The sequence below is a fragment of the Mycobacterium sp. SVM_VP21 genome (genome assembly GCA_024758765.1).
Taxonomy (GTDB): Bacteria; Actinomycetota; Actinomycetes; order Mycobacteriales; family Mycobacteriaceae; genus Mycobacterium; species Mycobacterium heraklionense_C.
Window position 1 is genome coordinate 2,746,126 of the sequence record CP101406.1, and the last position, 26,452, is coordinate 2,772,577.

Sequence of the window (26,452 nt, forward strand, 5' to 3'; positions counted from 1 at the left end):
CCTGTGCTTTCATGACTACCGCACGACAGGCCTCGCCTGGCGTGCACACCCACAACCGAATACAGGAGACCAGCGTGACACCCCGTATCCAGCTCATCGACAGTCAGCGCACCGTGTTCGTCACCCAGCGCGAAGCAGGCGACATCCTCGGCGTCACAGACCGGACAATCCGAAACATGCTGGCAGACGGCCGACTCCGCGGATACCGGATTGGCTCCCGGAACATCCGACTGAAGCTCAACGAAGTGGAATCCGCGTTGCAGCCGATCCGCGCCTAAAACCACGAACACCCCCGGTGGGCGCCGGGGGTGTTCAATCAGCAGCTTTCGCGGGCACGCTGAACAATTCAATACAGTCAGGACAGCAGACCATATGCCAAGCGTTGCAACGCTTTTGGTTCCGGAAATCGACCATAATGTCGACAACCACACTGCCGCGCAGGCCTACGCTGCCGCCGGCTGGCACGTCTACCCCGTCTACGACCCGGAACTGCACGGACACGCACTCGATCCCGACTGGCAGGAAACTGCCACCCGCGACCCGCAACAAATCGCCACGCTCTGGACAGACCTCGACATCGGTATCGGCCTGCACCTCGGCCATTCCGGTGCTGTAGCCGTGACAATTCCCACCGTCCCCGACAAATTCAGCCCCGAACTACCCGCCAGCGCCACGTTGGCCGGGCTACACGACGGCCAACCGGAAAGCACCCGCATCTACGCGGCACCCGCCGACCTGCACATTCCCAACCTTGCAGCCGACGGTGGCGAACTACGGGGCACCCACGCCGGCATCACCGTCCGCCAACCACTCCACCAGTGGCGTGTCGACGACAGCGAGACGACCCGGTGGCTGTCCACCGGGCCGCTGGCACCGCTGCCGGCCATGATCACCGGCACCGGCACCCCCACCGAGGTCCCAATGAAATATCAAGCCGATCAAGCCCCAGATTTCTATAGGGGCAGTTCGGGGGAGTGGATGCGGTCTGCCGTGCCACCGACCGCACCCACGGCGGCGACCACGCCCGGCACCGGTTCCCGGTGGCGAGTACGGACACTCGCCAACGTGCGCACCGTAATCCCCGAATGGGCGTGGGAGTACGACGGCCGCGGCCGAATCCTCAAGGGCGGACTCACCCTGTTCGCGGGCCGGCCCGCGGCAGGCAAATCCACGACCGCACGCTGGTTCGCCGCCGGCTGGACACAAGGCACACTGCCGGGCTGCTGGGAAGGCAAACCAGTCAACGTCCTCTATGTGGCTAGCGAGGAATCCTGGCAGCACACGGTCGGTCCGTCGCTGATCGCGGCCGGCGCCAACCCTGATCGGATTGTGCACCTGGCGGCGGCCGACGACGGCCCGGCCCGAATCAATGTCTGCACAGACAAAGCTGACATCCTCGCAGTCTGCGCCGAGAACGGCATCCGCGCCGTGATTCTCGACCCCCTCATGTCCACGCTCGGCGCCGGCCCCGACCTGTACCGCTCCAACGAGGTACGTGAAGCCCTGACGCCGTGGGCAGAAATCAGTGAGGCGATCGACGGCGTAGTGCTCGGCATCACCCACCTGACCAAAGCAGCCCGTGACGTGACCGCCGGCATCAACGGATCTTCAGCGTTCGGTGAGGTCGCCCGATGCGTATTCGGCTTCGCCGTCGACCAGGAAGCCGACGACGGCACCCGCGTAATGACCCAATCGAAAAACAGTTCCGGTGTCGAAGGCCTCAACCTTGCATACCGGCTCACCGAAACACCGGTCACCGTATCCGATGGTGGCGCAACCGAAATGGTGCGTTTCACCCTACTAGGAAACACGGATCGGACTGTGCGGGACTTGTTGGCCGCGGAACAGGCCGGAGGCCGCGACACCGGCTCAGAATGCGTGCAGTGGCTGAAAGGCTATCTGAACGTGAAAGGCCCCACCCCGGCTTTGGAGGTCCGGGCAGACGGCGCCGAACTCGGATTCAGTGAGTCCGCCATCAAACGCGCTATGCGCAAACTCAAGGTGCATTCCGAGCGGCTCCGCGAGGCCGGCGGGCCATCGGTGTGGTCGCTACCTACAGCGGCCGGCCAATGAACTGCCAAGGCCACCGGGGGGTCAGGTCGGGTCGCTTCGCGCGCGTACCTGACCCAAGCGACCTAACCGGTCTAAGTGCAGCTCGCGGGGTTTTTGAGATGACCAAGAGAGGGACTCTTGGGTCGGTTGGGTCAGGTACGCGCGACCCGACCCAACCCCCTGGCCTAACCCCTGCCCGGTGGCCGACACCGAGACCGCCACCCGGTCACGGTGGCCCCACCTGATCCACTCCCACACAACTGAATAGAGACCCCAACATGACCGTCCAACTCAGATGCCACCGCAACCGCGACGACGGTGGCCTATGCCAATCCCCTGTAGCGCGTGACGGGCTCGCCTGCGCCGCGCACCGTGGCCGGCCACCCCATCTGGCGGCCCGCAACGCCACCGCCAACGAAGCCAGCCTGACCGAGCAACTGACCGTCAAGGCCGGCCTGTCCGAGCAGGATGCCCGCCGCGGTGCCCGCCAGATCGTGGCGCAGATAGCCGATGTGGCGGCCGAAGCCTCGCGCAAGGCTGCAGTCCGGTGAGCGGCCTGAAGGTTATTCAGCTCGACGACGGTCGAACGGTGACTGCGCAGGATGTGCGGGAACTGCTGCCGGTGGTCACTCCAGACCGGCTGGAGGTTGTGCACGGCCGGGTATCGACGGGCAGGTTTGCTCACAAGCGGGCGGTGATTGGCGAAATTAGCGGCGGGCGGCTGGTTGTGTCGCAGTTCCTGCCGGCCAAGGGATGGCAAGAGATCCGGCCGGGCTGTTGGCACCACAAGTTCGTCGACCGTCGCACCTACAGTGCTGAATACCGGGCGGCGTGCCGTTGGATTGAAGGCGCGCCCCGTCTGTACTGGGCGGCGCAGTGACCGGCGGACTGTGGTCACCGATCCCCGGGTGGGGTGGCTACGAAATTCACACGGCGACCGGCGCTGTGCGCTCTGTACCGCGCACCGTCCCTGACGGGCGTGGTGGTACGCGTCGGCTGAGAGGTCGCCTGATGACCCCGTGTGGCCGGTACAGCGTCGTCTGCCTATCCCGCCACGGGAAGGCGGCGACCTTCGCGGTAGATCGATTGTTGGCGATGACCAATGGTTGAACTCACCCATGAAGAGCTGCGGGCCGTCCTGTGGATGTGCGGCGAAGTTGTGCGGCCCCGGCAGATCGCTGGCCAGCCTTGCCCACCGCAAGTGATTGCGCTGCAAGACAAGCTAAACCAAGCCTGGGTGTCGTCTAGACGACAGCAGAATGGGGCTGTTTTGGCAGACTCGACTGCATGCACGCAACAGGTAGGCACCCGCAAAGCCGCGGCCCTACTTGGCTGGACGGAACGGCGGGTGCAACGCCGCGCCGGCCTACTGCACGGCGAACAGATCGCCGGCCGCTGGGTATTCCCGCTCGCTGAAGTGCTGAACCAGAAGACTTTTCAGGAGACAACAAAATGACGATCGGACCTTACGCAGAGCAGCAGCTCGCCGACATGACCGCCGACGACTTCGACGCCCTAGTGGCCCGTGTCCGGCCCCCAGATGAGCCGACCGACCCCAAGGAGCGCGCTGCCGCTGCGCTACGCCGTGACCGCGGCCTAGACCGCCGCCGGCCGGCGACGAAAGAGGCAGCTGTAGAAGCTTGGCGCGGATACTTCGGCTAACCACCCAAACCACAATCGAATAGAGGAACAAGCCAAATGTCCTGGTCATCTGACCCGACCGCCCGATTGCAGGGTGCCCGTGAAGCGCTCGACGCCCGCGAGATCGACTACTCCAAGCCGGTGAAGGCCGCTTTCGGGCTGGTCGATCAGATCGCCGACCGTCGGCCTATCGAACCCGACGCTCACTCATCCGTAGACGCGTACCTGTCGGGGGCCACCGACACCGCGGCCCTGCAGACCATCGTCCGCGAGCACTTCCAGATTCAACTGTCTAGCGCACATCGCGGCGCCCTGGAAACTGCCAGCCGTCGCGCGCTCAATGCCCTACTCAATGCTGGAGACGAACTGGTTGAACAGTTGCGCCCCCGCGCGGAGGCTCAGATCGACGCCATTCAGCGGGTCGCCGACCTCAACGAAACCGACCTGCACAAGCTGCTGGCCGCTGGCCGGACCGAGGACGCCACCGCGGTGGCCGGGCTGGCAGCGGCCAGCACCGAACTGCTGCAGCTCTACGACCTGCGCGACGCCTACCTCTGGCCTCGGGATGCCGCCAACATCAACGGCACCGACTGCAGCAGGTGGACTGATCCGACCCCGGTGGATCACCATCTCGCCGAGACGCCGCACCACCTCGACAACGTTTTCCTGATGGGCTCGCGGCATGGTGCCCGGCTCTGGTGGCCCAGCCTCGGCCAGGCCGTCGAAGAGGCCCAGCCGATCGCCGCGCAGCGGGGCATCGAACTGGAGCAGCAGCGCCTGATTCGCCGCGGCCAAGGCCATGTGTCGGCGGCTGTGATGGTCTAGCGCCTGGGGTGAGGGCTGGCGCGCCCCGGCGGTGCTTCCTCCTTTCCGCTGCCCAGGCCCGCAGCCACCCCACCCCATGAATAGGGCCGGCCCCGGGGATACGAGCACCTACCCCAACAAATTTATGCGCAGGTGCGCCCCCGGGGCCGGCCAAAACCCCCAGATAATTGAATACAGGAAACACCCAACACAATGGTTGAGGCACGCTACGACCGCACCGGCCGGCGTCAATACCAACACGCCGACCGTAAAATACGTGCAATCATTCGTGCCCGCGGCGATGAATGCGCAATCTGCGGTGGACCAATCGACTATGACGCCGGACAATACGAACCTGAAGCATTCGAAGTCGACCACATCGTCCCAATCTCAAAAGGCGGAAGAAAGACTCTCGACAACAGTCGAGCAACACATCGACGCTGTAACAGGTTGCGCAGCAACACAATAGATGCAGATGCAATCGCAGCAGGAGCGCAACCAGAACCAGCCACCACCAGGCCGGACCGCCGCAGGCAGCGACCATTAAAAGATCAAAATGAATTGCCTGAAGGCTGCAGCTTCGGCTCATGTCAACGCTGCCGACAAGTACATGATGCGAGACCTGGAGTTCATTTTGTCACGTTACGGAAATGGACACCATGAATGGACGCATGGCCATTACCTACCTGGGGGGATGACCACCTTCGCGTCGCAGTCGCACTCACCATGACATTGCGCGCTTACACACACGGTAATCGAGAAAAAATGGGCCTAGGGAGGGCTTTGGATGGCAGTGAGAGCCCCGAATGGGCTGCAAGCCGGCGGCCGGCGCATGTGGCGCTCAGTGACCGATGCTTACGAGCTGGATGAGCCGTCGACAGCGGTGCTGCTGGAAGCCTGCCGGACCGTCGATGAACTCGATGTCTTGCAGGCTGCCCTGGCGGGTGTGCCGGCGGTGATCGACTCGGCGCAAGGCCCGCGTGTGCATCCGTTGTATCCCGAGATTCGTGCTCGGCGGCTGGCGTTCGCGAAGCTGGTCAGCTCGATCGGTCTGCCTAAAGACTTCGCTGATGATGAAGGGGGGCAGTGATGGCAGTGCGTCGTCGCCGGCCGACGGTGACGGTGGTCTACCGGCCGGATATGCCGCGGGAATTGCTGGAATACCGGCCGGGCGCGTGGATGGACCAGCCGCTGGCGCCGGCCGGTACGGAGACATGGGAGCAGCAGCTCCGAGCCGCGTACCAGCGTTGGCGGGCCGCGGTGGACGCCTGGCATGAAGAGCATGGGCACAAGCCGTTTCCGCCGGGCGCCGGTCAGCCGTTGGGTGACGTGCCGTTTTGCGGTTCCGATGCCGAGCATGAGTGCTCGGGTGCTGAGTGCGTGCATCGGCCGCCGCGAATTGCGAGTTTTGGGAGCGCGCTGGGGGTGGGCGGCGATGAGTGACGCGCAGCTGATTGGTGTGCGGGGCCGGCGCGGTGGTCTGACGGCGCGTGCTGCCGCCGAAATCGTTGCGCTTGACGTGTTGAATGCGGCTGGGGGAGCCGTCGCGGCCGGCGGCCAGCTCGACGGTCACATGGTGCGCACCCACATCGACCGGTTGCTGACGGCGGAACAGGGGACGGTGGACGGCAGGCTGGCCGCTGCTGCGGCCAAAGCGCAACCGCTGCATGTGCTCAAGGTCTGCGAGTCGTGGTGTGGTGGGATCGCGAAGACTCGGCGGGCGGGCCGGTCATGAGTGGTGTTTGTGTCGGCCGCCGTGGCTATCGTGACCGGTCATGGACGCGGACAAGCTGACGGAACTGACCGAGTTGCTGAATGAGGTCGCTGCGGACGCGGAGGCTGTGCAGAACCTGCCGGATGACGGTGGCCCGCTGCCGCCGCATGTGAAGGTGAGCCGCCCCAATCGGCCACCGGATGAGTGAGGGGCAGCGGTGTTTGTCGACCGCTGAGATATTCCAGGGCTGTCCGCCACCGTCGGGCGGTTGGCGGTTCGATCCGATCATCGAGATTGACGGGGTGCTGCAGGTCGGCTGTTTCGATGCCGGATCGCAGGCCTCGATCGCCCCGCAGTGCAGTCCGTTTCTGGTGCGGATCAACGAGCAGACGAACCGGTTTTACCGAGGTCGGGAGCCTGGGCATGTGCGGTGGTCCGGCGGCAAGCATCGTGTGCCGTCTGTCGACTGTTGGTGTGGCTGGTATTTCACTGCTGATCAGGGCGCAGCCTGCATCATGACTTTGGCGAGGCCACATTTTTGGGTGCCGCTGCGTGGCTATGCGGTCACCGAGGTTGCCGCCGAGGGTGTGGTGTTGGGTTCCCGTACGGTGGATGAAGCCAATTCTTGGCGTACCAGTCGGCTGCTGATCGACGGCCCCATGTATCTCGACTTGTTCGACGCTGACGATTTCGGGCGTGTGCAGGAGCGGTATCCGACTGCGGTGCCGCACGTATTGCGGTCGCCGTGCCGCAGTTTCGACTGTCAATTCCCGTCCGGGGGGCCGCCGGGTGTGCCTGATGCCACTATCAGCGAGTTTCTGCGGCAGGTAGTTATCGATCTGTGTGCGGGCCGTGAGGTTTTGGGGGAGCGCCGGCAGGTTGTGCGTGGCGTCGCCCTGGCGCTGCATCATGGGGGCCGCCGAGATCATCTGGCACGGATCGCGTGGGCCTGCATGGACTACGCGCGGTTCGGCGAGCGCGGCCGGCTGGCGTTCGAATGCAACCAGCACCGCGATTTTGAGGATTTAGCGGGCGAATCACCGACGGTGTTGGGGACCGACGAAATTTTGAGTGATCCGACGTTGACCGCGGCAGAGAAGGCGGTCGAGTTGCACTGGTCAGAGATGTTGACCGGTCGGTGGTGACAATTCGATGTGTGGGTCTTCGGATGAGGGGCAGATGCAAATGACGGGACTGTGCCTACAGGTTTTCGGTTCGGGATTGCAGATTCTTGGCGCGGGGGTAACCGCTTACGGCCTGTTCCGGGCCTGGAATCGTGCGTCGGGGAAGTTTGACCAGTTGCTTGAGGATGTCCAAGCCTGGTGGGCGAATTGGCGGGTGCAGCGTGCGCGTAAGCGTGAGCCCTATACGACTTCGTTCGTCGTGGACGTGCCGCCGAGTCTCAGCATGGCCGCCGACCTGGACCTGTCGCAGACGGGCACGCCCGAGGAACGGCTACGGCGAGCCGAGAACGAGCTTGCGACGTTGCCGGGTCGGGTCGACGAGGCGATTTCGGCTGCGCTCCGTGAGGTGGTCGCCGTGCTTAAAGTGGAGCGTAATGCGTTCGAGGTGCGGGACATTTACGCCGCCATGGCTGGTATCGCGATAGCTGGCATAGGCGTGGTGGTGGCTCTTGTCGGCTTGTTGATCTAGATCGCAACAGACGGCTGCGCCCCTGTCCACTAGGCGGGGGCGCAGCCGTCTATTGGGCTAGTTGGTGGTGGCCCACCGGTCGGCTTGCTCAGCGGCCTCCTGCAGGGCGCGGGCGAGTTGCCGTGCCTGCTGTGGCGTGAGTTCAGTGTTGCCACCGCCTAGCTGCACGCTGGGGCGCCCCAATTGTGCACTGTCGATGATTGTGCCCGCGAGGGTTTGGATGGCGGTGGCGCAGACGCTGACGGCGCCCACCTGTTGGGGTTCGCCGAATACCACGCGGGTGCCGTCGATGACTTCACTGGCGGCCACGGCACCAGCCGGCAAGCTAAGCGGTGCGTCGTCGTGGGTCGAGTTGGCGGGGTACTGAGTGATCATGGAGCCTTCCGAGTGCGGGGAAGCCTGCTCAGTTCGACCGCTGTTGCATGACTGTTGCATGCGACTTGGTTAGTGGCTCTAGATAGCGCCTCTGACCAGGTGAAACTATGGTGCGCGGTACTGGGATTGAACCAGCGACCTCTTCCGTGTCAGGGAAGCGCTCTCCCGCTGAGCTAACCGCGCTTAGAGCCTTGGGACGGAGGTGGAGACGGGAATCGAACCCGTGTGCACGGCTTTGCAGGCCGTTGCCTCACCACTCGGCCACTCCACCGCAAGGGGTTGATGCCACTTGACACCCTCGAGCGGATGACGGGATTCGAACCCGCGACCCTCACCTTGGCAAGGTGATGCGCTACCAACTGCGCTACATCCGCGTGCCTCGGGCGAGATCGTCGCCCGGTGCCTGCAGAACATTAGCGGAGACATGTGAGACAGCACAACTCTGCATGTCACAGCGGTGAGTCGCCGAAAAAGGTCCTGCGCATTGATGCTTGGCGGGCTCGGCGTGCTACTGTTCGTCCTCGTTCATCCGGTCTCGTAGCTCAGGGGGAGAGCGTCCGCCTCACACGCGGAAGGTCGCTGGTTCGATCCCAGCCGGGACCACAAGAGAGCCACCTGGAAGCAGGTGGTTTTTCTCGTTTTTGGGCCAGCCTGCCCGGCCCGCAGCGTCTTGCGCTGGACGGGCGCGACACGAACTGGCCCCGGTTGAGCCGGACATCGACGAACGGGGCGTCGCCGCGGCGTTCTGCGTGCCGGGATGCGGCGCTCCGCTGCATCATCACCATGGACGGCATGCTGGCGGCGTTCAAAACCGAAGCGCGCCCCACGTGTCGCTTCGCCTACGACGGATGACCGCTGGCGCCACGGTGTTCAGCGCAGATGGTCGTTGAGGGCGCCGTCGGTGCCGAACAGGCGTGACCGCCAATGGTCAAGCAAGGCAACCGTATCCACATCGTCAGGGTGAAATCCCGGGCGTAGGTACACCGCCGCGTCGCGCAGAAATCCGCGGAAGAAAGGCCCGCGGTACAGCGCGGCGATTCCCCGCAACGCCCGCCGCGGTTGCCGTCGTGCCGCGGGGTCACGGGCCAGCGAGACGACCAGACCGAGCGCGATGAGCGGAACCGTGGCGGCGATCACCACCGCCATCGCCATGATCCGGACCGCCTCGGAGCCGCCGACGGCGCGATAGAGGTCAAAAGCCACCGACTTGTGCTCAAGTTCTTCCACCGCATGCCAATTCAGCAGATTCCACACCTCGGGCGTTCCCGGTATGGCCTGGATCTCGTCGGTGGAGAGGATGCGCTCCGCAAGGACTGCGGTGTAGTGCTCCAGTGCCGCGGTCTGGGCCAGGTGCACCATTGCCGGGGTGCATTCCTCTGCACGAATTCGCCAGCGGTGCACGCTATCCGAATCCTGCCAGCGGATCGGATAACCCTTGTCTGCGAGCACGGCGTTGAGCCGACGGTGCTCTTGGCCATGGGTGGACTCTTGACCGATGAACCCCGCCACCTGCTTTTTCAGCACGGGGTCGGTGACGCGATCGGCAAAGCGGCGCACCGAGCGAATGAAGGATTCCTCGCCCGCCGGAAAACCACCGGACAATCCGGCCAGGAAGTGGCTGAGCACCATGTCGTCGTCGGCGAAATACTTGCCGTAGCCACCGATGGTGTCGACGCCGTCGTCGAAACGGAAACGGATCCGCCGAGTCTTCGGATAAGTCGGGGCCGAGGGCGGTCGCCGTTGGCGTGTCATGAAGCAGAGCGTAGCCAGCGCCGCGCGCTCGGTCGCGGCCGGTTTTCGCGGGTCAGTCCCGCACCTGATCGGGTCTACGCCATCTCGGGCACGTTCAGATGGGCGATCGCCAAATCGAATTCAGCGACTTCGAGCACTTCTGCGCCGGCGTCGTTGACAGCTCGGGCCCAGATCGCCTGCTCGCTGCTGCGACTGGCCACCAGTGCCGCTCGGTCATCGAAGCTGACCGACGACACCGCGCGTCCCGAATGCCGATCCACCAGCAAAGTGGTGCTGCAGAAACCGTGGAGGTCCTCCAACTCAGGCATCAGTGCCAGCTTGTAAGTGTCGATCATCCGCTCGCAGCCCGCCGGGTCGGTCTGCAGCCAGGTGACGCGTACACCCGCGTGCCGCCGAGACCGGTGATCACGGCGCACCGCGGCGATCTCCCAGCGGGTGATCTCGGCAGTGGCGTGGAAGATTTCCGCGGCACGGTCGCACATCTGCTGAGCGCCGGCCTCGCTTGCTCGCAAGGTGTCCTCATCCAGCCAGGACGAGGTGACGATGCACCGGCCGGCGTCGCGGTCGACCAGCATGGACATCCCCGCACACCCGTCCATATCGGCCAGGGCCGGCATCACCACGCCGCGGACGTGGGTGATCCCCTCATCGAGGAAGGACGGATGGGCGTGAATGGTGGTTGCGCGCGCAAACATAGGGGCCTCCGGATGATCGGGGCGACGCCCCGGCGGCGCCGCCGGTCCCTTCCACCATGCTCTCGCTTCGGTGCCGGGACAACCCTTGGTCGCCCACTAATTCGCTGGCTATTCGGTGACGGGGTCCGGTTGGGCTCGATGTTGGGCGTCCAGTTCCGCGATCTGGGCACCGACGCGGCCCTTCAGCGCGAGGGCAGCGATCAGCCCGGCGAGCAGCGCGATCAGCAGCGCCACCCAGGAGAACCGCGACAGCCAGTGTTCGGCTGCGACCCCGGCGTAATACACCAGGGCAGTGGTTCCACCGGCCCAGAAAACCGCGCCGGTCACATTCGCGATCAGAAAGTGCGGGTAACGCATCTTCAAGGCCCCGGCCAGCGGGCCGGCCAGGATGCGCAGCAGCGCTACGAATCGACCGAAGAACACCGCGCTGGCGCCCCAACGGCCGAAGGACCGTTCGGCGAAGGCGATGTGGCCGGGACCGAAGTGGTTCGGAAATCGACGGCCCAGGCGGTCGAAGAGCGGCATACCGAATCGCCGGCCGATCGAATAGCCGATCGAGTCGCCGATCACCGCGCCGATCACTGCCGCCACCGCAACCCCGATCGGGTCGACCGCCAACTCGTGCCGCGATGACAACAGCGCGGCGCCGACCAGCATGAGCTCGCCCGGCAATGGGACGCCCAGGCTCTCTATCCCGATAACCGCGCCGACGAGCAGGTAGACCAGGACGGGCGGGATCGAATACAGCAGGACATCCACCGACATGGGGCCAAGCATGCCCGACGTTGCCCAGGAAAGCGCGTCACGACCATCGGCGGCCGGCCAGGCGTCACCTAGTAGCGTTGCCCAGGCGTTGCGATCGAATCGAGGAGCGGCAGTGGAATTCAACCTCGCCCAAGTGTTCTCGGCAGTGGCGGCGGCCGTTGGCGACCGGGACTGCATCGTCTTCGGCGACCGGCGATTCAGCTATCAGCAGATTGAGGACCGGTCCCGCCGGCTGGCGCGGGCACTGCACGAGCGCGGTCTGGGTGCCCGTCACGAGCGATCCGAGCTGGCCCCCGATGAATCCGGCCAGAGCCACCTCGCGCTGTACCTGGCCAACGGCAACGAATATCTGGAAGGCATGCTCGGCGCCTACAACGCCCGGGTCGCGCCGTTCAACGTCAACTACCGCTACGTCGCCGACGAACTGGTCTACCTGCTGACCGACGCCTCCGCCGAGGCGATCATGTACCACGCCCGGTACGCCCCCACGCTGGCCGAAGCGCTGCGGCAGGCCGGTGACCGGCTGCCCGAGATGCCGCTGATTCACGTCGACGACGACTCCGGCAATACGCCGCTGCCCGGTGCGGTCCGCTACGAGGAGCTGCTGGCCGCCACCTCCGCCGAACCGTTGGGCCTGGCGCTGTCCCCGGACGACCTGTACTTGCTCTACACCGGCGGCACCACCGGTATGCCCAAAGGCGTGCTGTGGCGCCAGCACGACATCTTCGTTGGCGCTATGGGCGGTCGTGAGTTCGGCACCGGCGCCGTGCCCACCACGTTGGAGGAGATCGTCGAACGCGCCCGAACGGCGGCGGCCGCCGGCTCCATGACGGTGGCGCCGTTGATGCATGGCGCAGCCCAGTGGGCCGCCTTCATCACGCTGCTCGGCGGGCGGCCGTTTGTGATGTCGGCGACCACCGACCGCTTCGACCCGGTCGGGACCTGGGAACTGGCGGCCAAAGAGCGGGTCATATCGCTCTCGATCGTCGGCGACGCCTTTGCGCGCCCGCTGGCCGACGCACTGGAGGCCGGCGGTGCCACGCTGGCAGACGCGCTGTCGGGCCTGTTCGTGCTGGCCAGCGGCGGCGCGCCGCTCACCGTGCCGATCAAGCAGCGGATCTTGGATCTGCTTCCGCAGCTGTCGATCCTCGATGCCGGCGGCTCCTCGGAGACCGGCGCGCAGATGGGACAGACCACCAGTCGGGCTCACGCCTCCACCGGCCGCTTCACCCCGAACCCGGGCGCGGTCGTGGTCAGTGCGGACATGACCCGCATTCTGCAGCCCGGCGACGACGAGATCGGCTGGCTGGCACAGCAGGGATATGTGCCGCTGGGCTACCTCGGCGACCCGGAGAAATCCGCCCGGACTTTCCCGGTCATCGAGGGCATCCGGCATTCGGTCCCCGGTGACCGGGCTCGTTGGGACGTCGACGGCGGCATCGAGCTGCTGGGCCGAGACTCGGTGACGATCAATTCCGGCGGCGAGAAGATCTTCGCCGAGGAGGTCGAAGCCGCGATCGCTCATCATCCCGCCGTCTATGACGTCCTGGTGGTGGGCCGGCCCAGCGAGCGATGGGGCAACGAGGTCGTCGCAGTGGTCCAGCTGGCGCAGGGCGCCGACGCCGGGGCAGAGGACATCGTCACCGAGGCTGCCAACTACATCGCGCGCTACAAGCTGCCCAAAGACGTGGTGTTCTGCGCCCAGGTGCAGCGCTCGCCGTCGGGCAAGGCCGACTACCGCTGGGCCAAAGAACAGGCGCTCGCCGCACAACGGGTCTGAGCAGCGGCCCGCTCAGCCGAACTGCGGTTTGCGCTTCTCCCGGATCGCGGCCAGGCCCTCATGCACGTCGGGACCGGAGAACCCGAGAAACTCCAGCCCCAACGCGGTCTCGAAGGCCGGCGCGAACTGCCGATACCAATAGTTGAGGCTGTGCTTGGTGAAGCGGATCGCGTCCTGGGCGCCGTGCGCCAGGTCGTCGGCGATGCGGGTCGCGGTGGCCAGCACCTCGTCGTCATCGACGCACTTGGAGACCAGACCGATCCGCTCGGCTTCTTCGCCGTGCAGCGTCTCGCAGGTCAGCAGGTAGTACTTGGCCTTGGCCATGCCCACCAGCAGCGGCCAGCAGATCGCCGCGTGATCCCCGGCGGCAACCCCGAGCTTGGTGTGGCCGTCGATCAATCGAGCGGTGCGCCCGGCTACCGAGATGTCGGAGAGCAGCGCCACCACCAGGCCTGCGCCGACAGCGGGCCCATTGATGGCCGAGATCACCGGTTTGGAGAAGTTGACCATGTTCAGCACCAGATCGCGGGCCTCGCGCAGCACCTGCATCCGTCCGGCGTGATCACTGACGATCTTCTCGATCAGCTCAAAGCTGCCGCCGGCGGAGAATGCCTTGCCCTCACCGCGTACCAGCACCGCTCGCACGTCGTCGTCGCGGTCGATCACCGGCCACACGTCGGCGAGATCGCGGTGCATCTGCGGGCCTACCGAGTTCAGTCCCGGCGCGTCGAGCACCAGCTCCAGCACGCCATTGTCGCCGGGCTCGAACCGAAGGCTGGGGAAGTCGGCGGAGGCACGGTAACGGGCGGCGTCAGTCATCATTCGTTTCTACTCGACCGCCCCGCGCCGAGGCACTGCGGCCTCGCCCTGTCGCGCTCGGGAAACCGCCACGCCACGAGCTGTCTATCTGCGTGAATCCTCAACGAACTCAATGGTTCTCCGGCCGGTGGGGCGACCGCTGCGGGGGAGCGCTGAGGTGCCGCATTCGGCCCCTGAGATTTAGGTTTGCCTTTCTAGTTTCTACAAAATCCCTTGTGTAAACTCTCTGCCCATGGCATATGTGATCGGGAAGCCGTGCGTTGACGTGATGGACCGGGCCTGCGTGGAGGAGTGCCCGGTTGACTGCATCTACGAAGGCGGACGAGCCCTTTACATCCACCCGGATGAGTGTGTGGACTGCGGAGCCTGCGAGCCGGTGTGCCCGGTCGAGGCCATCTACTACGAAGATGACCTCCCGGAGGAGCTCCAACCGCACCAGGCCGATAACGCTGCGTTCTTCGCCGAGGCTCTGCCCGGACGCGATGAGGCACTCGGTTCACCCGGTGGCGCCGCCAAGATCGGCCCCCTCGGCATCGATACTCCGCTGGTGGCCAGCTTTCCTCCCCAGGGGGAGTGACCGACATCGCCAAGCCGCCTGTACCACCTGGAGGACGTCGCCTCGACGTTCTGCGGCTGGTACAGGCCGCCGACGAACCGCTGAGCATCGCCCAGATCGCCGACGAGCTGGGGGTGCACCCCAATACGGTGCGTTTTCACCTGGACACCCTGGTTGAAGAAGGCCGCGTCGAGCACACCGAACCCGATCACAAGGGACGTGGACGACCGGCGCTGATGTTTCGGGCCATCCGGCAGATGGACCGAGGCGGAACCCGCCGGTTCCGGTTGCTCGCCGAGATCCTCACCATCGGGCTGGCCGCCGACGCCGATCCCAGCGGCAAAGCATTGGCTGCTGGCCGGGCGTGGGGGCATCGGCTGCGGCCGCTGCACCAACCGTCCGGGCCCGTCAATGCCGAGGAATCCACCGACCATCTGCTCGAGATGCTCGATGAGCTGGGTTTCGAACCCGAACGCCTGGAACCCGATGCCACCGGAGACGAGCAACTCGGGCTGCGGCACTGCCCGTTCCTGGAGCTCGCCGAAACCTCCACTCAAGTGGTCTGCCCCATCCATCTGGGGCTGATGCAGGGAGCCCTGGAGGCATGGGACTCGCCGATGACCGTCGACCGACTTGATCCGTTCGCCAAGCCCGATCTGTGCGTGGCGCACCTGAAGTCGGCGACCCTGAACGGAGTCCCGGTCGATTCGTCGCCCCCCACCGCGGTGCGTGCGGAAGGGACCACCGGGTGACTGCCGGCGCCTCGGTTGCGATCGCCGCGACATTCGTCTGGCTGGGGATGGTGACCGCGATTTCGTTCATGGAGGCGCCGCTGAAGTTCCGGGCGCCCAACGCGACCATCCCGATCTGCCTCGGCATCGGCCGGTTGGTCTTCCGGGCCCTCAACGCCGCCGAATTCCTGCTGGCCGCGGTTATCGCGGTCACCTTCGCGATCGAGCGGCCGACGGTCGGCATCGCGGTCTCCTACGCGGTCGCCCTGGCAATGCTGGCGGCTCAGGTGCTCGCGGTGCGCCCGGCCCTGGGCCGACGCGCTGACCAGGTGCTGTCCGGACTGGATGCGCCCCGCTCGCGGGCGCACTACGCCTATGTCGCACTGGAGTTGATCAAGGTCGCAGCGCTGGTGCCGTTGGGCATCCTGCTGCTGTCTCGCTGAACTGTCCCACCCGTCCACCGAGTGAGAAGGAGAACCGATGGAATCGACCTCGTTGAATGTGCTGGCCGACGAGAAGCTCGCCGAGGCCACCCAGCATCACAGCGGTCGAGCGGCCCACACCGTCTACGGCGGCTCGGTGCACCATCTGCGCCAGACCCTGGTCGCACTGCAGGCCGGCCAGTCGTTGGCCGAGCACGACAGCCCGGGGGAGTCGACCCTGCAGGTGCTGCGCGGCCGGGTGCGGCTGACCGCCGGCGATGACAGCTGGGAGGGGGCAGCCGGTGAACTCGTCACCCTGCCGCGCACTCGCCACGCGCTCGAGTCGCTGGAAGACTCCGTGGTGTTGCTGACGGTCGCCAAGAGCGCCTCGCACTGAGCGTGCCGCTGAGCACACCCTGGTCGCGGGGGGCTGGGCTGCGGTTGCCTGTCCTCAATGCCCCGATGGGCGGGGTGGCCGGTGGCCGACTGGCCGCCGCAGTCAGCGCGGCGGGCGGGCTGGGCATGATCGGGATGGGCAGCACCGCCACGGCGGCGTCGTTAGCGACCGAGCTGGCCGCGCTCGGGGCCGCACCCCGGTTCGGGATCGGTTTGGTGGACTGGGTGGTTCGCGATCAGCCGGACCTGCTCGACGCCGCACTGGCCGCCCACCCGATGCTGCTCTCGGTCAGCTTCGGGGCGGACCTGTCCTGGGTGCAGCGCGCCCACTCGGCCGGAATCCTGGCTGCCACTCAGGTCTATGACGCCGACAGTGCCCGACGTGCCCAAGACGCCGGGCTGGATGTGCTGGTGGCGCGCGGCGCCGAGGGCGGCGGCCACGGCGAGCTCCGGCTGGCCACGTTGCCGCTGCTCGACGCGGTTCTAGACACGGTCGAGCTTCCGGTGCTGGCCGCCGGCGGGATCTCCGGATCGCGCAGCCTGGCCGCCGTGTTGGCGGCCGGTGCCGCCGGGGCGTGGCTGGGCACCGTCTTCTCGGCCTGCCCCGAGGCACTGACCGGCGAGGGCGCCCGCCGCACGTTGATCGCCGCCGCCGGCACCGACACGATCACCACCCGGGTCTTCGATGTCGGGCAGCGGCTGGACTGGCCGGCGCGGTTCCCGTCACGAGTGCTGCGCAACGAGTTCACCGGCCGCTGGACCGGACGCGAGGAAGCCCTGGCCGACGATCAGGACGCGGGCGCGGAACTGGCCGCCGGGATTGCCGCCGACGATCAGCGCGTCGCCCCGGTCGATGCGGGCCAGGGCGTGGGCATGCTCACCGACAGCCGGCCGGCGGCAGCGGTCCTAGACGAACTGTGCACCGGGGCGCTGCGCCTGCTGGCGCGCTGGAGCTGACTCGTGGGGGTTCACACCGCCCGCAGATAGCGCTTGGCGATCACGCGCTGTGTCAGCCGAGCGACTGGGCCGCCTACCTTCGTCCACCAGGTAGCGGGCCGGGAGAACGCCCGAACCTGCGCGTACACCGTCTCATCGGTGGGGTCGTAGCGCACCGAGAACAGCTCCTCACCGGATTCAGGATGCCCACTCAGCGTGCCGTAGGCGAAGCCACGCCGGTCGGGCTCGTTCACGACATAGACCACCCGGCACGGCGCGCTCATGAGACCGAGCCGCACCAGTGCCACCGTGTCCACCTCGGCGACATCGCTGTCGGCCTCGACCCGTACACCCACTCCGGCGCCGCGGTGCATTCCCCAGCGCAGCACCGCGTCGCCGGCCTGCTCAAAGCGCTGGCGGCCGCGACCGATCGGCGCGGACAGCTCGAGGTGGTGATACCCGGCGGGCAGCGTTGTCGCGGTAGCGCCCACCTCGGCATAGGTAAGCGGCAAGTCACGCAGCGTGCTCAAGTCCACGGCCCAACCTTGCCATCGTGGGCGTGCCGCCGGCACCGCAATCGCCGGAACGTTAAATAGGGGGGTGAATGCCCCACACGCCGGCGGCGGTTTCAATCCGCCCGAACCGACCGAGAGGGGCGGCCCGGACTACGGCCGGTTCCTGGAGACCATGCGCGCGTTGCAGGACCACGCCCGCGCCGTCGACGCTCCGGCCGAGGTGATCACTCTGGCCGCCGACGCGCTGCAGCAGGTCTGCGACCTGCTGGCCCCCTACGACACCGACGAATGGTCGTCACCGTCGGGGCGCCGGCTGGACCTGCCGATGCGCGGCAATCTGCTGCCGGTGCCGATGAAGCTCAAGAAGCACGATGACGGGCGACTGCGCGGCTGGGCCAAGTTCCGCCGATTCCACCTGGGCCGCAACGGCGCGGCGCACGGCGGGGCCATCGGGCTGCTGTTCGACTCAGTGCTGGGAACTGCGTCTTGGATGCTCACCGGTGGGCCCTATCAACGCACCGCCTACCTGCACCTCAACTACCGCCAGATCGTCCCGATCGACAAGGAGTTGCAGGTCGAGGCGTGGGTCAGCCGCACGGAGGGCCGCAAGATCTATGTCGAGACCCGACTGTGCGACGGCGACACTGTGCTGACCGATGGAGAGGCATTGTTCGTGGTGCTCAAACCCGGCCAACCATGACGCCGGTGTACTCGCGAACTGTTCGCCAGCAGTGCCCGGATAGCATGGTCGCGGACGTTTCTAGCCCCTAGCACCCCCTTGGAGACCACGTCATGACCGCGCCCGCCATCCCCGCCCCGGCAAGCCCGATCCGGGTGGCTGCCGGGACAACCGCGGCCGCGGCGGTACGCGCGGCGGGCCTGCCCGACCGGGGAGCCCCGGATGCCATTGTGGTGGTGCGCGACGCCGAGGGCCGACTGCGCGATCTGAGCTGGATTCCCGAGGCCGACGTCGTGGTGATCCCGGTGGCCGCAGACACCGACGACGGCCGCAGCGTGATCCGGCACTCGTGCGCTCACGTGCTGGCCCAGGCGGTCCAAGATCTGTTCCCGGCCGCCAAACTCGGCATCGGTCCGCCGATCACCGACGGCTTCTACTACGACTTCGACGTGCCCGAGGCGTTCACCCCCGAGGATCTGGCCAAGCTGGAGAAGCGGATGCGCGCCATCATCAAGGATGGGCAGCTGTTCTCCCGGCGCGTCTACGAGTCCAAGGATGCCGCTCGCGCCGAGTTGGCCGGCGAGCCCTACAAGCTGGAACTCGTCGACGACAAGTCCGGCGACAGCGACATCATGGAAGTAGGCGGCGACGAACTCACCGCCTACGACAACCTGAACCCCCGTACCCGGGAACGGGTTTGGGGTGATCTGTGCCGTGGCCCGCACATCCCGACCACCCGGTTCATCCCGGCGTTCAAGCTCACCCGGTCCTCGGCCGCCTACTGGCGCGGTGACCAGAACAACGCCAGCCTGCAGCGGGTCTACGGCACCGCATGGGAATCGCAGGAGGCGCTGGACAGTCACCTCGAATTGATCGAGGAGGCGCTGCGCCGCGATCACCGCAAGCTCGGCGTCGAGCTGGACCTGTTCAGCTTCCCCGACGAAATCGGTTCGGGGCTACCGGTTTTCCACCCCAAGGGCGGGATTATCCGGCGGGAGCTGGAGGAATACTCGCGGCGCAAGCACATCGAGGCCGGCTACCAGTTCGTCAACACCCCGCACATCACCAAGTCCGAACTCTACGAGACCTCCGGGCACCTGGAGTGGTATCGCGAGGGCATGTACCCGGCGATGCATATCGACGCGGAGTTCGCCGAGGACGGCACCCTGCGCAAGCCAGGCCAGGACTACTACCTCAAGCCGATGAACTGCCCGATGCACCACCTGATCTTCCGTTCGCGTGGGCGCTCTTACCGCGAACTTCCGTTGCGGCTCTTCGAGTTCGGCAGCGTCTACCGCTACGAGCGTTCCGGAGTGGTGCACGGGCTGACCCGGGTGCGCGGGATGACCCAGGACGACGCACACATCTACTGCACCCGCGAAAGCATGCGCGACGAGCTGACCTCGTTGCTGCGCTTCGTCCTGGACCTGCTCGCCGACTATGGCCTGGACGACTACTTCCTGGAGCTGTCCACCAAGGACCCGGAGAAGTACGTCGGCTCCGACGAGGTATGGGAGGAGGCGACTGACACCCTGCGCGAGGTCGCCGAGGCGTCCGGGCTGACCCTGGTGCCCGACCCGGGCGGCGCGGCGTTCTACGGGCCGAAGATCTCGGTGCAGGTCAAGGACGCGCTTGGCCGCAGCTGGCAGATGTCGACCATCCAACTCGACTTCAACATGCCCGATCGTTTCGAGCTGGAGTACACCTCCTCTGATGGGACCCGCCAGCGACCCGTGCTGATCCACCGGGCGCTGTTCGGTTCGATCGAGCGCTTCTTCGGTGTGCTGACCGAGCACTACGCCGGTGCCTTCCCGGCCTGGCTGGCGCCGGTCCAGGTGGTCGGCATCCCGGTCGCCGATCAGCACGTGGCCTACCTGGACGACCTCGCCGCGCAACTGCGCCGCCATGGAGTGCGGGTCGAGGTCGACGCCAGCGACGACCGGATGCCCAAGAAGATCGTGAACCACACCAACCAGAAGGTGCCGTTCATGCTGCTGGCCGGCGACCGCGATGTCGAGGCGGGCGCGGTCAGCTTCCGGTTCGCCGACCGCACCCAGGTCAACGGGGTGCCTCGCGACGAGGCGGTGGCGGCCATCGCGGGATGGATCGCCGCACGCGCCAATACCGTCCCGACCGCGCAGACGGTCAAGGCGCGCCTCGATGCGGGCCCCCAAACGAGTGAGGCGCAGTGAGCGGCGACCAGGCCGGCGAGGAGGCGATCGTCGACACCGGTGCCGGTGAACCCGACCGGCTGGAGCGACTGTGGACGCCCTACCGGATGACCTATCTGGCCGAGGCGCCGTTGAAGCGTGCGGATTCCGGGTCGGCGCGATCCACTCAACCCTTCACCGATATCCCCACGCTCTCCGATGAGGACGGGCTGGTGGTGGCGCGCGGTGAGCACGTCTACGCGGTGCTCAACCTCTACCCGTACAACCCGGGGCACCTGATGGTGGTGCCCTACCGGCGGTTCTCGGAGTTCGAAGACCTCACCGACGACGAGGGCGCCGAGCTGATGGCGTTCATCCAGAAGGCGATTCGCGTCATCAAGGCGGTGTCGCGCCCGCACGGATTCAACGTCGGGATGAATCTCGGCGAGTCGGCCGGCGGGTCGTTGGCCGAGCACCTGCACGTGCACGTCGTACCGCGCTGGGGCGGCGACGCGAACTTCATCACGATCGTCGGCGGTTCCAAAGTGATCCCGCAATTGCTGCGCGACACCCGCCGGCTGCTCGCCGACGAGTGGGCCAAACAGCAATGAGCAGACTGCCGTTCCTGTCGCGGGCAACGTTCGCCGGCATCACCACGCCGGTTGCGCGCGTCCTGTTGCGAGCCGGTCTGACCGCCGACATCGTCACGATGGTCGGCACCGCCGGCGCGGTGCTGGCGGCGCTGACGCTGTTCCCGACCGGTCAGCTGTTCGCCGGCACCCTGATCGTCTGGTTCTTCGTGCACTTCGACATGGTTGACGGGGCGATGGCCCGGCAAAGCGGCGGCGGCAGCGCGTTCGGCGCCGTCCTGGACGCCACCTGCGACCGGATCAGCGATGGCGCGGTGTTCTGTGGGCTGGCCTGGTGGGCGGCGTTCGGCCTGGACAACCCGTCACTGGTGGTGGCGACCCTGATCTGCCTGGTCACCTCGCAGGTGATCTCCTACATCAAGGCCCGCGCGGAGGCCAGCGGACTGCGCGGTGACGGCGGCTACATCGAACGGCCCGAACGGCTGATCATCGTGCTGGTGGGCGCCGGATTGTCCGGACTGCCGGTTTTCCCGCTGCCGTGGGCGTTGCCGGTGGCGATGTGGCTGCTGGCGGTGGCCAGTCTGATCACCTGCGCCCAGCGGCTGCACACCGTGCGGACCTCGCCGGGCGCGGTTGAGCCGTTGCCGCAGGTGGCAGACGGTTCCGATGGTCAGGAAACCACGGGGCCGTGACCTTCATCCCGAGCGGCCTGCGAGTTCCTGGGCTCAGTCAGCTGGATGCCTGGGCCACCGACGCCGGGTTCGCGGCGGGCTGGATGTTGGTGCGCGCGATGCCGGAATTCGTTGCCCGCAACGCGTTCGACGCCGGTGCCCTGTTCGCCTCGCGTGGCGGCGGCCCCGAACAACTGCGCAAGAACCTGGCCCGCGTCATCGGGGTCGCGCCGCAGGAAGTGCCTGGGGAGCTGATGCGGGCCTCGCTGGCGTCCTATGCCCGGTACTGGCGGGAGGCGTTCCGGCTCCCCACCATGGACCATGCGGCACTGGCGGTGCAGCTGCACGAATCGGTGCGGGGCCGCGATAACGTCACTGCGGCCCTGGCGGCCGGCCGCGGGGCGGTGCTGGCGTTGCCGCACAGCGGCAACTGGGATATGGCTGGGGTATGGATGGCCCAGACCCACGGTGGGTTCACCACCGTCGCCGAGCGCCTCAAACCCGAATCGCTCTACCGGCGGTTCCTGGCGTTCCGGGAGAGCCTGGGTTTCGAAGTGCTGCCATCGTCCGGTGGTGCCCGCCCGCCTTTCGAAATATTGACCGAGCGGCTGTCCGACAACGGGCTGGTATGTCTGATGGCCGACCGCGACCTGAGCCGCAACGGGGTGACGGTCGATTTCTTCGGCGAGCCCACCCGGCTGCCGGCTGGTCCGGCCAAGCTCGCGCTGGCGACCGGCGCGGCGTTGCTGCCTGCGTACTGCTGGTTCGACGGCGCGGGCTGGGGGGTCGACATCGGTGTCCCGCTGGACTGCAGCAGTGGTGATGTCGGCGCGATCACCCAGGCGCTGGCCGACAAGTTCGCCGCGGGCATCGCGGCCTACCCGCAGGACTGGCACATGATGCAGCCGCAGTGGATCGCCGATCTTCCCGAATCGCGACGGGCGCGCTTGGGGGAGACCTGATGCGGATCGGCATGGTCTGCCCCTACTCGTTCGATGTGCCCGGCGGGGTGCAGGCTCATGTGCTGCAGCTGGCGGAGGTGCTGCGCGCCCGCGGACATCACGTCAGCGTGCTGGCACCGGCGTCGCCGGATGTCGCGCTGCCCGACTACGTGGTGTCGGCCGGTAAGGCCGTCGCGATCCCCTACAACGGCTCGGTGGCCCGACTGCAGTTCAGCCCGGCTGCACACCGCAAAGTCAAACGGTGGCTCATGCAGGGCGACTTTGATGTGCTGCACCTGCACGAGCCGAATGCACCCAGCCTGTCGATGATGGCGCTGAACATAGCCGAGGGCCCGATCGTGGCGACGTTTCACACCTCGACGACCAAATCGCTGACGTTGAGCGTGGTGCAGGGCCTGCTGCGGCCGATGCACGAGAAGATCATCGGCCGCATCGCGGTCTCGGATCTGGCCCGGCGCTGGCAGATGGAGGCCCTGGGCTCGGATGCGGTGGAGATCCCCAACGGGGTCGACGTGGCAGCGTTCGCCACGGCGCAACCCCTGCCGGGTTATCCGCGAGCGGGCCGGACGGTGCTGTTTCTCGGCCGCTACGACGAGCCCCGCAAGGGGATGGCGGTGCTACTGGGGGCACTGCCGGCGCTGGTCGAGCGGCACAACGACGTGCAGGTGCTGATCGTCGGTCGAGGCGATGAGGACGAATTGCGCCGCAGCGCAGGAAAATTGGCGAGCCACCTGCGCTTCTTGGGGCAGGTGGACGACGCCGAGAAGGCGTCGGCGCTGCGCAGCGCCGACGTGTACTGTGCCCCCAACACCGGCGGGGAGAGCTTCGGGATCGTGTTGACCGAGGCGATGGCCGCCGGAACCGCGGTGGTCGCCAGCGATCTGGATGCTTTCCGCCGGGTGCTGGGCGATGGGGAAGCAGGCCGGCTGGTTCCGATCGACGACCCCGCGGCGTTGGCCGCCGCCCTGATCGAGCTACTCGACGATGATGCGCTGCGGGCGTCGTACGTAGTGGCCGGTGCCGAGGCGGTGCGTCGCTTCGACTGGCCGGTGGTCGCCGACCAGATCATCCGGGTCTACGAGACGGTTGCCGGGGTCGGCAGCAAGGTGACGGTGGGCGACTGATGGAGCTGACCATAGTGGCGACCGTACTGGTGCTGGTCGCGGTGGCGGTACTGGCCGCCGCGGTGGCCTGGGCATACCAGACCGCAAACCGGCTCAACCGGCTGCATGTGCGCTGCGACCTGTCCTGGCAGGCGCTGGACGGGGCGCTGGCGCGCCGCGCGGTGGTGGCGCGGGCCGTCGCGATCGACGCCTACGGGGACCAGGTGGCCGGTCGACGACTGGCTGCCCTGGCCGATGTCGCCGAGCGGGCGCCGCGCCACGCACGGGAGGCCGCCGAGAACGCGCTGTCGGCCGAGCTGGCGATGGTGGATGCCCAGTCGCTGCCGCATGTGATGGTTGCTGAGTTGGCAGACGCCGAAGCCCGAGTGTTGTTGGCCCGCCGGTTCCACAACGACGCGGTTCGTGACACAGTGGCGCTGCGTGAACGGCCGTTGGTCCGAGTTCTGCACCTGGGTGGAACAGCTCCGATGCCAACGTATTTCGAGATTGTGGAGCGGGCAGGCATGGTCGCCCACGGCGGTCGCAGCGTGCTGGACCCGCGCGTCTCGGCGCGGGTGGTGCTGCTCGACGAGGGCGGATCGGTGCTGTTGCTGTGCGGTCACGATCCGGCTTTGCCCGATGATGCGGACAACCCGGCACCACGGTGGTGGTTCACCGTCGGCGGGCAGGTGTTGCCCGACGAGCCGCTCGCCGAGGCGGCGGCCCGCGAACTGGCCGAGGAGACCGGTCTGCGGGTCGAACCCGGTGCGCTGGTCGGACCGATCTGGCGTCGCGATGCGGTGTTCGAGTTCAACGGTGAGCGCCTCGACAGCCAGGAGTTCTTCTTCGCCTACCGCACTGCGCGGTTCGAGCCATCCGCGGCCGGTCGGACCGGGCTGGAGCAGCGCTACCTGCACGGCCATCGCTGGTGCGATGCCGCAGGGATCGCGGCGCTGGCCGCCGGCGGCCAGAAGGTCTACCCGCTACAACTGGGCGATCGTCTGGCCGAGGCGGCTCGCTCGGCCGACGGCGGCGCCGGAGCTGATGGGAGCCTTCGCCGGATTTCCTGACTTGCGCGGCTTAGGCTGAACCCGCCTCGGGCGAATCATCCTCGCTACCCAGGGAGCCGCCATGCCAACACATCGCGCTGTTCACGTGGCCGCTGTCGATGCGCCGCTGACTCTGGTCGATGTCGACACCTCGCAGCCGGGCCCCGGCCAGGTTCGTATCGCCGTCGCCGCCTGCGGTGTCTGCGGCACCGACCACGCCTTCGTCAGCGGTGGCTTTCCCGCCATGACCTGGCCGCTGACCCTGGGCCACGAGATCGCCGGCACGATCGTCGAACTAGGGTCCGGCGTGACGGATTGGCAGCTCGGTGAGCGAGTCGCGGTCGGTTGGTTCGGAGGACACTGCAACCACTGCATTCCTTGCCGCAAAGGCGATTTCATTCACTGCACCAACGGTCAGGTGCCCAGCTGGCACTACCCGGGCGGCTACGCCGAATCGGTGACGGTTCCGGCCAACGCGTTGGCCCGAATCCCCGACGAGCTGTCCTTCGTCGAAGCCGCGCCCATGGGCTGCGCCGGAGTCACCACCTACCACGCGCTGCGGTCTACCCGGGCGCGACCGGGGGACCGGGTCGCGGTGCTCGGCCTGGGTGGTTTGGGGCACCTGGGCGTGCAGTTCGCCCGGGCGATGGGCTTCGAGACGATTGCGGTCGCGCGTGGAGCGGCCAAGGAGGCCGACGCGCTCGCGCTCGGTGCCCACCATTACATCGACTCGACCGCCGGCGACGTCGCTTCGGCGATGGCCGCGCTGGGCGGTGCGACGGTGGTGCTGGCCACTGCGGCCAATTCGCGAGCGATGGCCGACACCCTCGGTGGGCTGGCGCCGCGCGGGGAACTCGTGATCATCGGGGTCACGGGCGATCCGCTACCGATCGCTCCCGTACAGCTGATCACCCCCGGGCTCAGCGTCACCGGTCACCCGTCGGGCACCGCTCGCGATGTCGAGGAGACCATGGCCTTCGCGGTGTTGTCCGGGGTGCGGGCCCGCGTCGAGGAGCGTCCGCTGGCCCAGGCCGCCGAGGCCTACGCCGCCATGGCAGAAGGGCGGGCGCGCTACCGCATGGTCTTGACCACGTGACCGACCGCCGGGTTGATGCGGCCGGCAGCGTCGCGTTGTAGTCCCAGCGGGTCGGCGGTTTCATGCCCGGCGGCATCCAGTCGATGAGCATGCGGCCGCCCGGGTGCGCGCTCCGTGTCGGCATGACGCCCAACGCTTCCCGAACATCGGTGATCGGCTGGTACGGCAAGCACCCTGACGAGGGCAATGTCGCCGCGTTGATCGCGCGGTCGGCGATGCTGGGCGAGTTGCTGGCCGGGCTCTACGAGCTGGGATTCCGCCAGGCCGCCCCGCAGCTGCGGCCCGGTCTGCACTCGCGCGACGCGGCCCGGTTCGTGCTCTCGACTGCCCTCGGACTGTTGCTGGGACTTAGCCCCGGTGTCCAGGACGCCGACCAGGTCCGCCGCTATGTCGGAGTGTTCGTATTGCCCGCGCTGCTCATCGATCCGCCGCCGGCGGGGCCGGTGTTCACGGTGTAGCGGCAATGAGCGGGAAAACAGCTGGCGTCGGCCCACTACACTGAGCGGGTATTACAGGCCAGCAAGGAGAAGCATTCAGTGGACAGCG

34 protein-coding genes and 4 tRNA genes are annotated in these 26,452 nt (G+C 66.9%); 29 read left to right on the plus strand and 9 right to left on the minus strand.

Going from position 1 to position 26,452, the window contains the following annotated elements:
- Window positions 1-86 precede the first annotated feature (86 nt).
- From NM962_12575 to NM962_12635, 13 genes are all read left to right on the plus strand, one after another.
- Window positions 87-278 (plus strand): excisionase family DNA-binding protein, encoded by a 192-nt coding sequence (locus tag NM962_12575; GenBank protein UVO14701.1) that lies wholly within the window; start codon window positions 87-89, stop codon window positions 276-278.
- 94 nt (window positions 279-372) lie between these two features.
- Window positions 373-2,073, plus strand: coding sequence for an AAA family ATPase (locus tag NM962_12580; GenBank protein UVO10864.1), 1,701 nt, complete (start codon window positions 373-375; stop codon window positions 2,071-2,073).
- Window positions 2,074-2,330: 257 nt separating this feature from the next.
- On the plus strand, window positions 2,331-2,603 hold the full coding sequence (locus tag NM962_12585; protein UVO10865.1) for a hypothetical protein: 273 nt from the start codon (window positions 2,331-2,333) through the stop codon (window positions 2,601-2,603).
- A complete protein-coding gene (locus NM962_12590) occupies window positions 2,600-2,932 on the plus strand; it encodes a hypothetical protein (protein UVO10866.1) in 333 nt (110 codons plus the stop codon). Before NM962_12585 ends, NM962_12590 begins: the two co-directional genes overlap by 4 nt.
- Before the next feature lie 222 nt (window positions 2,933-3,154).
- Window positions 3,155-3,508 (plus strand): hypothetical protein, encoded by a 354-nt coding sequence (locus tag NM962_12595; GenBank protein UVO10867.1) that lies wholly within the window; start codon window positions 3,155-3,157, stop codon window positions 3,506-3,508.
- Window positions 3,505-3,714: a hypothetical protein gene (locus NM962_12600; protein UVO10868.1), complete on the plus strand. Its 210-nt coding sequence runs from the start codon at window positions 3,505-3,507 to the stop codon at window positions 3,712-3,714. The genes NM962_12595 and NM962_12600 overlap by 4 nt, the downstream gene beginning before the upstream one ends.
- A gap of 36 nt (window positions 3,715-3,750) precedes the next feature.
- Complete coding sequence (locus NM962_12605; protein ID UVO10869.1) at window positions 3,751-4,518, plus strand: hypothetical protein; 768 nt, start codon at window positions 3,751-3,753, stop codon at window positions 4,516-4,518.
- Between the two features lie 823 nt (window positions 4,519-5,341).
- Window positions 5,342-5,587, plus strand: a complete 246-nt coding sequence (locus NM962_12610) for a hypothetical protein (GenBank protein ID UVO10870.1) — start codon at window positions 5,342-5,344, stop codon at window positions 5,585-5,587.
- Complete coding sequence (locus NM962_12615; protein ID UVO10871.1) at window positions 5,587-5,940, plus strand: hypothetical protein; 354 nt, start codon at window positions 5,587-5,589, stop codon at window positions 5,938-5,940. Before NM962_12610 ends, NM962_12615 begins: the two co-directional genes overlap by 1 nt.
- A complete protein-coding gene (locus NM962_12620; GenBank protein ID UVO10872.1) occupies window positions 5,933-6,232 on the plus strand; it encodes a hypothetical protein in 300 nt (99 codons plus the stop codon). Before NM962_12615 ends, NM962_12620 begins: the two co-directional genes overlap by 8 nt.
- A 40-nt stretch (window positions 6,233-6,272) precedes the next feature.
- Complete coding sequence (locus NM962_12625) at window positions 6,273-6,419, plus strand: hypothetical protein (protein UVO10873.1); 147 nt, start codon at window positions 6,273-6,275, stop codon at window positions 6,417-6,419.
- A 13-nt stretch (window positions 6,420-6,432) separates the two neighbouring features.
- On the plus strand, window positions 6,433-7,356 hold the full coding sequence (locus NM962_12630; GenBank protein UVO10874.1) for a hypothetical protein: 924 nt from the start codon (window positions 6,433-6,435) through the stop codon (window positions 7,354-7,356).
- A 34-nt stretch (window positions 7,357-7,390) separates the two neighbouring features.
- A complete protein-coding gene (locus tag NM962_12635) occupies window positions 7,391-7,864 on the plus strand; it encodes a hypothetical protein (protein UVO10875.1) in 474 nt (157 codons plus the stop codon).
- A gap of 57 nt (window positions 7,865-7,921) precedes the next feature.
- On the opposite strand, the gene NM962_12640 is transcribed toward NM962_12635, so the two are convergent.
- The 4 genes from NM962_12640 to NM962_12655 form a co-directional block, all read right to left on the minus strand.
- Window positions 7,922-8,239 carry a hypothetical protein gene (locus tag NM962_12640; protein UVO10876.1) on the minus strand — a complete coding sequence of 106 codons (318 nt, stop codon included), beginning with the start codon at window positions 8,237-8,239 and terminating at the stop codon, window positions 7,922-7,924.
- A gap of 108 nt (window positions 8,240-8,347) precedes the next feature.
- Window positions 8,348-8,422: transfer RNA gene (locus NM962_12645), tRNA-Val, on the minus strand.
- Between the two features lie 17 nt (window positions 8,423-8,439).
- A tRNA-Cys gene (locus NM962_12650) sits at window positions 8,440-8,510 on the minus strand.
- A 30-nt stretch (window positions 8,511-8,540) separates the two neighbouring features.
- Window positions 8,541-8,613: transfer RNA gene (locus NM962_12655), tRNA-Gly, on the minus strand.
- A 157-nt stretch (window positions 8,614-8,770) separates the two neighbouring features.
- Here NM962_12655 and NM962_12660 point away from each other — a divergent pair.
- Window positions 8,771-8,842, plus strand: a tRNA-Val gene (locus tag NM962_12660).
- A gap of 267 nt (window positions 8,843-9,109) precedes the next feature.
- On the opposite strand, the gene NM962_12665 is transcribed toward NM962_12660, so the two are convergent.
- The 3 genes from NM962_12665 to NM962_12675 all read right to left on the minus strand — a co-directional run bounded on the left by NM962_12665 (window position 9,110) and on the right by NM962_12675 (window position 11,451).
- Window positions 9,110-9,991: a metal-dependent hydrolase gene (locus NM962_12665; GenBank protein UVO10877.1), complete on the minus strand. Its 882-nt coding sequence runs from the start codon at window positions 9,989-9,991 to the stop codon at window positions 9,110-9,112.
- A 74-nt stretch (window positions 9,992-10,065) separates the two neighbouring features.
- Window positions 10,066-10,686, minus strand: coding sequence for a hypothetical protein (locus NM962_12670; GenBank protein ID UVO10878.1), 621 nt, complete (start codon window positions 10,684-10,686; stop codon window positions 10,066-10,068).
- A gap of 108 nt (window positions 10,687-10,794) precedes the next feature.
- The gene (locus NM962_12675; protein ID UVO10879.1) at window positions 10,795-11,451 is read right to left on the minus strand and encodes a DedA family protein; all 657 of its coding nucleotides are present in this window, start codon (window positions 11,449-11,451) and stop codon (window positions 10,795-10,797) included.
- Between the two features lie 112 nt (window positions 11,452-11,563).
- Here NM962_12675 and NM962_12680 point away from each other — a divergent pair, with 112 nt between their 5' ends.
- Entirely contained in the window at window positions 11,564-13,231 is a 1,668-nt protein-coding gene (locus NM962_12680) for an acyl-CoA synthetase (protein ID UVO10880.1), read from the plus strand.
- A 12-nt stretch (window positions 13,232-13,243) separates the two neighbouring features.
- Here NM962_12680 and NM962_12685 read toward each other — a convergent pair whose 3' ends face one another.
- A complete protein-coding gene (locus tag NM962_12685; protein UVO10881.1) occupies window positions 13,244-14,050 on the minus strand; it encodes an enoyl-CoA hydratase/isomerase family protein in 807 nt (268 codons plus the stop codon).
- A 232-nt stretch (window positions 14,051-14,282) separates the two neighbouring features.
- On the opposite strand from NM962_12685, the gene NM962_12690 reads away from it, so the two are divergent.
- The 5 genes from NM962_12690 (at window position 14,283) to NM962_12710 (ending at window position 17,112) form a co-directional block, all read left to right on the plus strand.
- Complete coding sequence (locus tag NM962_12690) at window positions 14,283-14,627, plus strand: ferredoxin family protein (protein UVO10882.1); 345 nt, start codon at window positions 14,283-14,285, stop codon at window positions 14,625-14,627.
- Complete coding sequence (locus NM962_12695; GenBank protein UVO10883.1) at window positions 14,624-15,358, plus strand: helix-turn-helix domain-containing protein; 735 nt, start codon at window positions 14,624-14,626, stop codon at window positions 15,356-15,358. Before NM962_12690 ends, NM962_12695 begins: the two co-directional genes overlap by 4 nt.
- Complete coding sequence (locus NM962_12700; GenBank protein UVO10884.1) at window positions 15,355-15,780, plus strand: hypothetical protein; 426 nt, start codon at window positions 15,355-15,357, stop codon at window positions 15,778-15,780. Before NM962_12695 ends, NM962_12700 begins: the two co-directional genes overlap by 4 nt.
- A gap of 37 nt (window positions 15,781-15,817) precedes the next feature.
- A complete protein-coding gene (locus NM962_12705) occupies window positions 15,818-16,156 on the plus strand; it encodes a cupin domain-containing protein (protein UVO10885.1) in 339 nt (112 codons plus the stop codon).
- Window positions 16,157-16,221: 65 nt separating this feature from the next.
- Window positions 16,222-17,112 carry a nitronate monooxygenase gene (locus NM962_12710; protein ID UVO14702.1) on the plus strand — a complete coding sequence of 297 codons (891 nt, stop codon included), beginning with the start codon at window positions 16,222-16,224 and terminating at the stop codon, window positions 17,110-17,112.
- Window positions 17,113-17,123: 11 nt separating this feature from the next.
- Here the strand turns inward: NM962_12710 and NM962_12715 are convergent, their stop codons facing one another.
- The gene (locus NM962_12715) at window positions 17,124-17,627 is read right to left on the minus strand and encodes a DUF1990 domain-containing protein (protein ID UVO10886.1); all 504 of its coding nucleotides are present in this window, start codon (window positions 17,625-17,627) and stop codon (window positions 17,124-17,126) included.
- 64 nt (window positions 17,628-17,691) lie between these two features.
- Between NM962_12715 and NM962_12720 the strand changes: the two genes are divergently transcribed.
- The 9 genes from NM962_12720 to NM962_12760 all read left to right on the plus strand — a co-directional run bounded on the left by NM962_12720 (window position 17,692) and on the right by NM962_12760 (window position 26,364).
- Complete coding sequence (locus NM962_12720; protein UVO10887.1) at window positions 17,692-18,306, plus strand: PaaI family thioesterase; 615 nt, start codon at window positions 17,692-17,694, stop codon at window positions 18,304-18,306.
- A 92-nt stretch (window positions 18,307-18,398) separates the two neighbouring features.
- Complete coding sequence (gene thrS, locus NM962_12725; GenBank protein UVO10888.1) at window positions 18,399-20,477, plus strand: threonine--tRNA ligase; 2,079 nt, start codon at window positions 18,399-18,401, stop codon at window positions 20,475-20,477.
- Window positions 20,474-21,046: an HIT domain-containing protein gene (locus NM962_12730; protein ID UVO10889.1), complete on the plus strand. Its 573-nt coding sequence runs from the start codon at window positions 20,474-20,476 to the stop codon at window positions 21,044-21,046. The genes thrS and NM962_12730 overlap by 4 nt, the downstream gene beginning before the upstream one ends.
- The gene (locus NM962_12735) at window positions 21,043-21,717 is read left to right on the plus strand and encodes a CDP-alcohol phosphatidyltransferase family protein (protein ID UVO10890.1); all 675 of its coding nucleotides are present in this window, start codon (window positions 21,043-21,045) and stop codon (window positions 21,715-21,717) included. Before NM962_12730 ends, NM962_12735 begins: the two co-directional genes overlap by 4 nt.
- Before the next feature lie 17 nt (window positions 21,718-21,734).
- On the plus strand, window positions 21,735-22,658 hold the full coding sequence (locus NM962_12740) for a phosphatidylinositol mannoside acyltransferase (protein ID UVO14703.1): 924 nt from the start codon (window positions 21,735-21,737) through the stop codon (window positions 22,656-22,658).
- Complete coding sequence (locus tag NM962_12745) at window positions 22,658-23,782, plus strand: glycosyltransferase family 4 protein (protein UVO10891.1); 1,125 nt, start codon at window positions 22,658-22,660, stop codon at window positions 23,780-23,782. The genes NM962_12740 and NM962_12745 overlap by 1 nt, the downstream gene beginning before the upstream one ends.
- On the plus strand, window positions 23,782-24,831 hold the full coding sequence (locus NM962_12750) for an NUDIX domain-containing protein (GenBank protein UVO10892.1): 1,050 nt from the start codon (window positions 23,782-23,784) through the stop codon (window positions 24,829-24,831). The genes NM962_12745 and NM962_12750 overlap by 1 nt, the downstream gene beginning before the upstream one ends.
- 61 nt (window positions 24,832-24,892) lie before the next feature.
- On the plus strand, window positions 24,893-25,906 hold the full coding sequence (locus NM962_12755) for an alcohol dehydrogenase catalytic domain-containing protein (protein UVO10893.1): 1,014 nt from the start codon (window positions 24,893-24,895) through the stop codon (window positions 25,904-25,906).
- A 122-nt stretch (window positions 25,907-26,028) separates the two neighbouring features.
- Window positions 26,029-26,364 carry a hypothetical protein gene (locus tag NM962_12760; protein ID UVO10894.1) on the plus strand — a complete coding sequence of 112 codons (336 nt, stop codon included), beginning with the start codon at window positions 26,029-26,031 and terminating at the stop codon, window positions 26,362-26,364.
- The last annotated feature ends 88 nt before the right edge of the window (window positions 26,365-26,452 follow it).

Coding starts and splice junctions, on each gene's coding strand:
- NM962_12580 (UVO10864.1), top strand. CDS start 373: ATGCCAAGCGTTGCAACGCTTTTGGTTCCGGAAATCGACCATAATGTC.
- NM962_12585 (UVO10865.1), top strand. CDS start 2,331: ATGACCGTCCAACTCAGATGCCACCGCAACCGCGACGACGGTGGCCTA.
- NM962_12595 (UVO10867.1), top strand. CDS start 3,155: ATGGTTGAACTCACCCATGAAGAGCTGCGGGCCGTCCTGTGGATGTGC.
- NM962_12600 (UVO10868.1), top strand. CDS start 3,505: ATGACGATCGGACCTTACGCAGAGCAGCAGCTCGCCGACATGACCGCC.
- NM962_12605 (UVO10869.1), top strand. CDS start 3,751: ATGTCCTGGTCATCTGACCCGACCGCCCGATTGCAGGGTGCCCGTGAA.
- NM962_12615 (UVO10871.1), top strand. CDS start 5,587: ATGGCAGTGCGTCGTCGCCGGCCGACGGTGACGGTGGTCTACCGGCCG.
- NM962_12620 (UVO10872.1), top strand. CDS start 5,933: ATGAGTGACGCGCAGCTGATTGGTGTGCGGGGCCGGCGCGGTGGTCTG.
- NM962_12625 (UVO10873.1), top strand. CDS start 6,273: ATGGACGCGGACAAGCTGACGGAACTGACCGAGTTGCTGAATGAGGTC.
- NM962_12635 (UVO10875.1), top strand. CDS start 7,391: ATGCAAATGACGGGACTGTGCCTACAGGTTTTCGGTTCGGGATTGCAG.
- NM962_12640 (UVO10876.1), bottom strand. CDS start 8,239: ATGATCACTCAGTACCCCGCCAACTCGACCCACGACGACGCACCGCTT.
- NM962_12665 (UVO10877.1), bottom strand. CDS start 9,991: ATGACACGCCAACGGCGACCGCCCTCGGCCCCGACTTATCCGAAGACT.
- NM962_12670 (UVO10878.1), bottom strand. CDS start 10,686: ATGTTTGCGCGCGCAACCACCATTCACGCCCATCCGTCCTTCCTCGAT.
- NM962_12675 (UVO10879.1), bottom strand. CDS start 11,451: ATGTCGGTGGATGTCCTGCTGTATTCGATCCCGCCCGTCCTGGTCTAC.
- NM962_12685 (UVO10881.1), bottom strand. CDS start 14,050: ATGACTGACGCCGCCCGTTACCGTGCCTCCGCCGACTTCCCCAGCCTT.
- NM962_12690 (UVO10882.1), top strand. CDS start 14,283: ATGGCATATGTGATCGGGAAGCCGTGCGTTGACGTGATGGACCGGGCC.
- NM962_12705 (UVO10885.1), top strand. CDS start 15,818: ATGGAATCGACCTCGTTGAATGTGCTGGCCGACGAGAAGCTCGCCGAG.
- NM962_12710 (UVO14702.1), top strand. CDS start 16,222: ATGGGCGGGGTGGCCGGTGGCCGACTGGCCGCCGCAGTCAGCGCGGCG.
- thrS (UVO10888.1), top strand. CDS start 18,399: ATGACCGCGCCCGCCATCCCCGCCCCGGCAAGCCCGATCCGGGTGGCT.
- NM962_12735 (UVO10890.1), top strand. CDS start 21,043: ATGAGCAGACTGCCGTTCCTGTCGCGGGCAACGTTCGCCGGCATCACC.
- NM962_12745 (UVO10891.1), top strand. CDS start 22,658: ATGCGGATCGGCATGGTCTGCCCCTACTCGTTCGATGTGCCCGGCGGG.
- NM962_12750 (UVO10892.1), top strand. CDS start 23,782: ATGGAGCTGACCATAGTGGCGACCGTACTGGTGCTGGTCGCGGTGGCG.
- NM962_12755 (UVO10893.1), top strand. CDS start 24,893: ATGCCAACACATCGCGCTGTTCACGTGGCCGCTGTCGATGCGCCGCTG.
- NM962_12760 (UVO10894.1), top strand. CDS start 26,029: ATGACGCCCAACGCTTCCCGAACATCGGTGATCGGCTGGTACGGCAAG.